The 1,216-nt window shown below is 48.4% G+C and carries 2 protein-coding genes; both read right to left on the bottom strand.

All coding sequences use genetic code 11. The annotated features are described in order from the left end of the window. The coding region (locus tag A3735_RS26435) for a Mur ligase family protein (protein ID WP_231882664.1) at positions 1 to 667 on the bottom strand (667 nt) is incomplete at its 3' end. 1 nt (position 668) lies between these two features. Further along, on the bottom strand, positions 669 to 1,216 hold a 548-nt coding region (locus tag A3735_RS26430; protein ID WP_255375195.1), incomplete at its 5' end, for a penicillin-binding transpeptidase domain-containing protein.

Here is a 1,216-nt window from a genome sequence, read left to right as displayed (position 1 = left end):
AACCATGGTAATCCAAGTGATCACGAGTCAAATTGGTGAACACTGCTCCATAAAACTGGACGCCATCTACCCGGTTCTGACATAAGCCGTGCGAAGATACTTCCATCACTACAAACTTTGCACCCGCGTCACGCATATTAGCCAAATGCCGATGCACCTCGATCACATCGGGTGTCGTGTAACCGGTCGCAACCAGAGCTTCCGTCTCCTCACCAAGCAAGCCATAACCCAAGGTTCCCATCACGCCACACTTATGCGGTCCTTGGGATATGTAAGAGGCAAGGTGGTTTGCTACTGAGGTCTTGCCGTTCGTACCGGTGACACCGATTACTTTAATTTCTTCACTTGGCCTAAAGAAGAAGCGAGCCGCTATCTCTCCCATACTCTGGCGAAGGCCCTGCAAGCAGATCTCTATCGCTGCTTTATCTTCATATATTCGGCAGTTAGTATTTCCATCGCGTAGTACTGCGTTTGCACCGCGTTCAATAGCTTCTGCAACGTACAGCTCAAGCTGAGCTTCATCACTAGCAATCGCAATGAACACATCACCTTTTTGAACTTTTCTACTATCGATCGAAATACCTGAAACTCGTGTATCCAGCGCTGCAGGCACATTACAAATACCTCGGAGCAAATCAACCAATGAGTGAGCATAGATATTTTGCATACTACCCTCTGCTCGCTAAAATTGATTTGCCAGAAGACAAGGCTGAACTTTCTTTATCGGGGCTGACATCAAGCAAGCGCATCGTGCCATTCACAACTCGTGAAAAAACTGGCGCCGCAACCTCACCACCATAATATTCCGCACCTTGCGGACCATCGATCACTACCACCATGGCGACTTCGGGTTTATCTATTGGCGCGACGCCGGCAAACAGCGCTTTGTACTGGCTCTCTTCATAACCCGAGCTTCCTACACTGTGAACAGTGCCCGTTTTGCCTCCGACTTCATACATTGGCAATTGCGCTCGCGTTCCTGTTCCACCCTTGGCAACAACAGCCTTCATAGCTTTTCTCAAGGAATCAGAAACATCCGAGCTCAAAATCTGCTCTCCTGGGTAATGCTCTTCACGATAAACAAGACCCAAAGGGTGCTTTACACCACCATTCCCTAATATCATATAAGCTTGGGCAAGTTGCAGTGCGGTAGCATTCAGACCGTAACCATAAGACATGGCTGCAACTTCAATTGGCTGCCAATGCGAAGAGTCTG

The sequence above is a fragment of the Oleiphilus sp. HI0061 genome, assembly GCF_001635675.1.
This window is presented reverse-complemented; position numbering and strand designations above follow the sequence as displayed.